The sequence below is a fragment of the Williamsia sp. genome, assembly GCF_016462415.1.
In the GTDB taxonomy this organism is placed as follows: domain Bacteria; phylum Actinomycetota; class Actinomycetes; order Mycobacteriales; family Mycobacteriaceae; genus Williamsia_A.
On sequence record NZ_JAEMTF010000072.1, the window covers coordinates 9,254 to 16,496 of the forward strand.

Sequence of the window (7,243 nt, forward strand, 5' to 3'; positions counted from 1 at the left end):
CCCACCTGGTCGATGAGCTCCTCGGCGCGCCGCATGCGCTCGGCCCGGCTGCCGGTGCCGCGGATCCGCAGTGGCTCGGCGACGATGTCGAGGGCGGTCAGATGTGGGTCGAGCGAGCCGTACGGATCCTGGAACACCATCTGGATCCGCGAGCGGTACGGGCGCAGCGCCCGCTCGGACAGTGTCGCGATGTCGGTGCCGTCGAACACGATCCGCCCGCCGCACGGGGTCAGCAGACGCACCAGCGCCTTGGCGATGGTCGACTTCCCGCACCCCGATTCGCCCACGATCGCGAGGGTCTTGCCCCGGTCGACCTCGAACGAGACGGAGTCGATGGCACGGAACACCCCTGCACCCGTGTGGTATTCGACGGCGAGGTCGTCGACGGTCAGCAGTGGCATGGACTTCTGGGGCGTGGACTTCTCGGGTGCGCTCATGCGGGGACTCCGGACGTCTGGGCCCGCGCGGTGGACGCGTCGGGCAGGCTCCACGGTCCCAGTTGTGGGACGGCGTCGAGCAGCTTCTTGGTGTACGGGCTCTGCGGGGTTCGGACCAGTTCGTCGGCGGGCCCGACCTCGACGAAGCGCCCCTGCTTCATCACGTGGATGCGGTCGGAGACCAGCCGCGCCACCCCGAGATCGTGCGTGATGACCAGCATCCCGATCTCGGTGCGCTCCTGCAGTTCCATGAGCAGGTCGAGGATGCTGGCCTGCACGGTGACATCGAGTGCGCTGGTGGGCTCGTCGGCCACGATCAGTACCGGTGACGACGCGAGCGCGGCGGCGATCAGCACACGCTGCAGCATGCCGCCGGAGAACTGGTGCGGGTAGCGGCCCAGCTGGCCCTCGGGATCGGGGATGCGCACCTGGTGCAGCAGTTCCACGCATCGCGCCTTCTGGGCCGCGCGTCCGCGCACGCCGCTGTGCGCGACCGCCTCGCGCAGTTGGGATCCCACCGTGTGGACCGGGCTCAACGCGGCCATCGGGTCCTGCGGGATGAGCGCGATCTGCCGTCCGCGCACCTCGTGCAGCGCGGCTTCGTCGGCCAGCAGGTCGGCGCCGCGGAAGCGGACCGATCCCGACCGGACGGCGAGATCGTCGGGCAGCAACCCGAGGATGCCCATCGCGGTCGTGGACTTGCCGGAGCCGGACTCACCGATGATCGAGACGGTCTCGCCGGCGTCGATGCAGAACGAGATCCCGTCGACGGCGCGGATGACGCCCTTGTCGGTGATCAGCTCCACCTGGAAGTCGTCCACCTGCAACAGATTTCCCATGATCACTTGTCCTTACGGCTGAAGGGGAAGCGGCGGAGCTTGGGTGCGCCGTCGCGCAGTCCGTCGCCGAGGAGGTTCACACCGACCACCAGCAGCACGATGACCATGCCGGGCAGGGTCACCAGCCACCACGACGTGGTGATGTAGTCCTGACCGTCGGAGATGATCCGACCCCAGGTCGCGAACGGCCGCTGCGGGCCGGCACCGAGGTAACTCAGTGCGCTCTCGAGCAGGACGGCCTGGGCCAGCAGCAGCAGGACCACCAGCGACACCGACTTGATGACGTTGGGGATGACGTGGCGCATGAGGGTGGCGACACTGCCCAGGCCGAGCACCTTGGCGGCGGCGACGTAGGGCTTCTCCCGTTCGACCAGTACGAGTGATCTCGTGAGGCGGGCGATCTCGGGCCACTGGGCGATCGCGATGACGAAGGTGATGACCGGGATCGACGGCCCGAACAGTGCGACCACGAGCAGCAGCATCATCAGCAGGGGCAGCGACATCTGCGCCTCGAGGAGGCGGCTGATGGCCGCGTCGACCCAGCCGCCGACGTAGCCGGCCAACGCCCCGAGGATCAATCCGATCAGGCCGGAGACCACCACGGCGAGGATGCCGATGGTCAGCGACACCTGGCCGCCGTAGAGCACACGGGCCAGCAGGTCGCGACCGAGCTGATCGGTGCCGAAGAGGTGGCCGTCGGTGAACGGGGCCAGGCGGCGGTCGCCGAGGTTGGTGACGTCGGGGTCGGGGATGGGCAGCACCCGGGCGAAGGCGACGGGGAGGATCACGAGCAGAGCGCAGATGCTGCCGATCCAGATCTTCATCCGGGAGTCGCGGCTCCGACGGGTGGCCGCCGAGCGGGCGACATCTTTCGGGGTGACCGCGCTGGGACGGGGTTCGGTGGGGCGTTCGATGACGACGCTCATTTGCTGGCTCCCTTTCCCAGGCGGACGCGCGGGTCGAGCAGTGGGTAACAGAGGTCGACGAGCAGCTGCACGCCGATCGCCAGGACTGCGGTAACCAGGACGGTCGCCTGGATCAGGGGGTAGTCGCGGGTCTCGAGCGCTCGGACGACGAGCGAACCGACTCCGGGCCAGGCGAACACGACCTCGACGACGACGACACCGTTGAGCAGAGCCGCGAACCGGGTGCCGAGCGCGGTGAGGACCGGGATGGCGGAGTTGCGCATCGCGTAGCGCCAGGTCAGACGGCGGTCGGTCAGGCCGCGAGCCCGCGCAACAGTCATGTACGGCGACGCGAAGGAGTTGACCATCTCGCGCCGGACCATCCGGGAGATCAACGCGATCTGCAGCACCGCGACGGTGACCGCGGGCAGGACCAGGCCGGACCAGGAGGTGAAGCCGGCGGCCGGGAAGATCGGGAACACGACGGCGAAGAACGTCAGCAGCATCAGCCCGGTCCAGAAGTCCGGCATGGACTGACCGGCGATGGTCACCACGTTGGCGCCCAGCTCGCGGCGGCTGTCGGCGTGGCGCGCCATCCAGACACCGAGCGGCACGGCGACGACGACGGTCAGCAGGATCGCGGCGACGGCCAGGGTGATCGTGTACGGCAGGCGATCGAGGACGACGTCGAGTGCCGGCGCCTGGAACGAGTAGGAGGTGCCGAAGTCGAGCCGGACGACGTCCTTGAGGTAGATGAGGTACTGGGTGAACACCGAGTCGTCGAGGCCCATGCTGGTTCGGATCCGCGCCAGCTCGTCCGACGACGCGAGCGGACCGGCCACCGAGTAGGCCGGGTCGCCGGGCGCCATGCGGATCAGCACGAAGACGGTGGTGATGGTGAGCCAGATGGTCAGGACACTCTGCGCCAGACGCTTGATGACGTAGCGCAGGGTGGCCGAGCGGATCACCGACTCGACACCGAAACCGCCGCGACCGGGCGCCTTCTCCGGTGACGGTGGTGGCAACTGCACCGCGATGGAGTCCGTCGACGCGCTCATCGATGCACCGCCTGTGAACTCTCGTTGCTTTCCATGGATCCACCTTCTGCCAGAGCTGGGCGACGTCGTTGTCTGCGCTCACCCACGCGTGCCCGTCGCGGGTGATCGGTGTTACTCAGCTCACAATGGCATTGCTGCGCGAATTACGCAATACCCGGATCGCTATTGCGCATATCGAGCAGTCTGCCGTACTGTCCAGATGTGCTCGCCGTCACATCCGCGACGGGCGCATGCGTCGCACCGACGACGCGACCACGCCTGAGAACGATTGTCCGCGAGAGGTCGACGATGACCAGTTCCGATGTACAGCAGTCCCATTCGAGGACAACCATGTCGCGACGGACCCTGCTGCGCTCCGGTCTCGCCCTCGGCGCCACCGGTCTGGCGATCGGGTCGATCGGCGCGTGCGCGACGCCCACCGGCACGCCCGGTCCGCGCACCGTGAGCCTGGCGCTCAATCGCTCGCTGGTCAGCCTGGACAACAAACTCAACCAGTTCGACGCCGCGCTGACCGTGCAGCGCGGGGTGCGTCAGTCGCTCATCACGCTCGACAAGGACCTCAAGCCGCAGCTCGTGCTGGCCGACCGGTTCGAGCTCGTCGCCCCGACGCAGTGGCTCGTCCACCTGCGCCCCGGCACGCACTATTCGGACGGCTCACCCGTCGAGATCGCCGACGTCGCCACCGCACTGAAGATGTACAGCGAGGTCGACGGCTCCTTCGTCGGCGGGTTCTTCCCCGAGTGGCCCACGGTGGAGCAGGTCGACGGCTCGACGTTCCTGCTCAACACCAACCGCCCGGTCCCGGTCCTGGACTACCTGATGACGAACATCCTGATCACCCCGGCGCGGGCCAACAAGCCCGAGGAACTGCAGAGCGGTCTCGGCTCCGGGCCGTATGTGGTGACGTCGTCGGATCGCGGGACCGGCAACTACACGCTCGAGCGCAACCCGAAGTACTGGGGCACGCCCGCCCAGATCGAGTCGGTGCAGGTGCGTTTCGTACCCGACGAGTCCAACCGGGTGGTGTCGTTGCGCAGTGGCGAGGTCGACGTGATCGACTCGATCAGCCCCGACGCCGCCGACCAGTTGGCCGGCCTCAAGGGGGTGTCGATCGATCGCGCCGACGGCGTGCGCCTCAACCAGCTGTTCTACAACTTCCGCAAGCCGCGCAACCACCCGCTGGCCGACGCCCGTGTGCGCAAGGCACTGACCTACGCCATCAACGGTCCGGCGTTGATCAACCAGGTGATGCAGGGTGCGGCCACCGAGGCCACCGGCGTCATCCCCATGACGCTCGACGGCGCGATCGAGACCGGCCGCTACGTCTACGACCCGGCACGCGCCCGTTCCGAGCTCGCCGCACTCGGCGTCCGCGACCTCACGCTCAAGTTCATCTGGGAGACCGGCGAATTCGTCGCCGACACCGACATCATGGAGTCGGTGGTGCAGATGCTGGCGGCGGCCGGGGTGCGTGCGACGCTGCAGCAGTTCGAACCCGGTGGCGACATCATGACCTGGCGCCAGGGCAAGGGCGGCGACTGGGACGTCCTGGGCAACGGCTTCCCCGGCCCCACCGGACTCGGCATCACGATCATGCAGGGCATGTTCGCCGGCACCGCGGCCAAGGAGCGCACGCGGGACACCTACCAGGGCTACGTGTTCCCCGAGATCACCGACACCATCACCCAGGCGTCGGAGGCCGTCGACCCGGCCCGTCGCTCGGAACTGCTGGCGACCGCCCAGAAGCAGGTCTGGGACACCTCGCCGTTCCTGTGGTCGTTCGTGCCGAAAGTCGTTCTGGCACGCCGATCCCGCATCGACGACATCGGACTGCGGCCCACGAACTCCTACGACCTGTCCGCCGCGGCGCTGCGCGCGTGACCCCGCCGACCCCATCGGAGACCACCATGACGCAAACCACCACCACCGACACCGCCCCGGTCGACGCCGGCGTCTCCGACGGGGTGCTGCGCGAGGTCGACGCGGATGGCCGCATCGACGCGCTGCTCCCGGCGCCGGCCATCCAGAACCACGCGGCCAACCTGTGCGTTCTACCCGACAGCTCGATGGCGTGCGTGTGGTTCGCCGGAACGCAGGAGGGCGTCCCCGACATCAGCGTCTGGTTCTCCCGACTCGATCCCGGCTCGTCGCAGTGGTCGGATCCGATCGCGCTGTCCGACGATCCGCACCGGTCCGAGCAGAACCCGGTCCTACACGTCGTCGACGAGAACGAGGTCTGGTTGCTGTGGACCTCGCAACGCGCGGGCGACCAGGACACCGCCCGCGTGTGCCGACGCATCTCGACGGATGGCGGACGGACCTGGGCCGAGCCGACCGTGCTCATCCCAGAGACCGAGGCCGGCGGGGTGTTCGTGCGCCAACCCCCGGTTCGACTGCCGTCGAACCGGTTGCTGCTGCCGATCTTTCACTGTGTGCGGCTCGACGGGCGGCGGTGGGTGGGCGACCGCGACTACAGCTCGGTCCTCGTCTCCGACGACAACGGCGACTCCTGGCGCGAGGTGACGGTGCCGGACAGCATCGGCTGCGTCCACATGAACATCGGACGGCTCTCGAGCGGGCGGTTGGTCGCGATCTACCGCAGTCGCTGGGCCGACCACGTGTACCGGTCGGTCTCCGACGACGACGGCGAGACGTGGACCGCGCCGGAGCCGATCGATGTGCCCAACAACAACTCGTCGATCCAGTTCGTCGTCCTCGACGACGACCGGCTCGCGATGGTGTTCAACGAGGCCAGCGCACTCGACGCCACCGCCCGACGCGTTTCCCTCTACGACGAGATCGATCCCGACGGCGGTCTGACCGACCCCGCGGTCGCGGCCGAAGCGGCCACCCCACTCGACGACGGCGATGCCCGCTCGGCGTTCTGGGGCGCGCCGCGCGCACCGATGACCGTGGCGATCTCCGACGACGAGGGCATCACCTGGCCGCACCGACGCGACATCGAGACCGGTGACGGCTACTGCCTGAGCAACAACTCCCGCGACGGTCTCAACCGGGAGTTCTCCTACCCGAGCATCGTTGCGGTCGACGACACCCTGCACACCGCCTTCACCCGCTACCGGCAGGCGATCGAGTACGTGCGGCTACCCATCGACTGGGTGAGCGGAGCGCAGACGTGACGTCGGCGACGCTGCCCGGGCACGCGATCGTCACCGGGGCCAGTTCGGGGATCGGCGCGTCGATCGTGGCGTTGCTGACCAAGTCCGGGTGGTCGGTGACCGGGTTGTCCCGACGCCGACCCGAGTTCACCGACGAGCGATTCACCTGGCAGGAATGCGATCTCGCCGACCTCGACGAGCTGGCGCGGATCGCGGTGGAATCGCCGGCCGCGGACGCAGTGGTGCATGCGGCCGGGCTGCAGTTCTCCGCGCCGGTCGGTCAGCTGAATCATGCGGACGGCGATCTGATGTGGCGGATCCACGTCGCTGCCGCGCAGGTTCTCGTCGACGCGGCCGTCGATCGGATGGGTGACGGCGGACGCATCGTGCTGCTGGGATCGCGCACCATGACCGGCGTCGCGGGCAAGAGTCAGTACGCGGCGACCAAAGCAGCGCTCGTCGGCTTCGCGCGATCGTGCGCCGCGGAGGTCGTGGGCCGCGGGATCACCGTCAATGTGGTCGCTCCCGGGCCGACCGCGACTCCTATGCTCAGCGATCCCGCGCGCAGCGCCACCCCGCCCCGCACCCCACCGATGGGCCATTTCATCGACCCGGCCGAGGTCGCGGCGACGGTGGAGTTCCTGCTCAGTCCCGCCGCGCGCAGCATCACCGGGCAGACCCTGGTGCAGTGCGCGGGCACATCGCTGGGTTGATGCGCGGTTCGCGCAATATTGATATGGTAAATGCACGTTTCGCGCAACAGGAGGTGACGATGACCGAGCACCCGATCTCCGGACCCGCGCCCGTCATCATCGCCGACGACCTCACCGGCGCGGCGGAGACCGCCGCGGTCTTCCTCGGCCGCAGCGGCGGCGTCGAACTCCA

The 7,243-nt window shown here is 68.5% G+C and carries 7 protein-coding genes; 3 read left to right on the forward strand and 4 right to left on the reverse strand.

The window, feature by feature from the left end; genetic code table 11:
* The 4 genes from JHC79_RS16295 to JHC79_RS16310 all read right to left on the reverse strand — a co-directional run.
* Window positions 1-437: ATP-binding cassette domain-containing protein (locus tag JHC79_RS16295; RefSeq protein ID WP_296392677.1), on the reverse strand; the 437-nt coding region annotated here is incomplete at its 3' end.
* Complete coding sequence (locus tag JHC79_RS16300; protein WP_296392679.1) at window positions 434-1,276, reverse strand: ABC transporter ATP-binding protein; 843 nt, start codon at window positions 1,274-1,276, stop codon at window positions 434-436. The genes JHC79_RS16295 and JHC79_RS16300, both read right to left, overlap by 4 nt.
* A 2-nt stretch (window positions 1,277-1,278) precedes the next feature.
* A complete protein-coding gene (locus JHC79_RS16305; protein WP_296392681.1) occupies window positions 1,279-2,202 on the reverse strand; it encodes an ABC transporter permease in 924 nt (307 codons plus the stop codon).
* Window positions 2,199-3,239 (reverse strand): ABC transporter permease, encoded by a 1,041-nt coding sequence (locus JHC79_RS16310; RefSeq protein ID WP_296392683.1) that lies wholly within the window; start codon window positions 3,237-3,239, stop codon window positions 2,199-2,201. Before JHC79_RS16310 ends, JHC79_RS16305 begins: the two co-directional genes overlap by 4 nt.
* Before the next feature lie 330 nt (window positions 3,240-3,569).
* Here JHC79_RS16310 and JHC79_RS16315 point away from each other — a divergent pair, with 330 nt between their 5' ends.
* Genes JHC79_RS16315 through JHC79_RS16325 form a run of 3 tightly spaced genes read left to right on the forward strand, consistent with a single transcriptional unit; the run spans window position 3,570 to window position 7,071 of the window.
* The gene (locus JHC79_RS16315; protein ID WP_296392685.1) at window positions 3,570-5,120 is read left to right on the forward strand and encodes an ABC transporter substrate-binding protein; all 1,551 of its coding nucleotides are present in this window, start codon (window positions 3,570-3,572) and stop codon (window positions 5,118-5,120) included.
* A 26-nt stretch (window positions 5,121-5,146) separates the two neighbouring features.
* On the forward strand, window positions 5,147-6,379 hold the full coding sequence (locus tag JHC79_RS16320; protein ID WP_296392687.1) for an exo-alpha-sialidase: 1,233 nt from the start codon (window positions 5,147-5,149) through the stop codon (window positions 6,377-6,379).
* Window positions 6,376-7,071 carry an SDR family oxidoreductase gene (locus JHC79_RS16325; RefSeq protein WP_296392688.1) on the forward strand — a complete coding sequence of 232 codons (696 nt, stop codon included), beginning with the start codon at window positions 6,376-6,378 and terminating at the stop codon, window positions 7,069-7,071. Before JHC79_RS16320 ends, JHC79_RS16325 begins: the two co-directional genes overlap by 4 nt.
* Window positions 7,072-7,243: the final 172 nt, after the last annotated feature.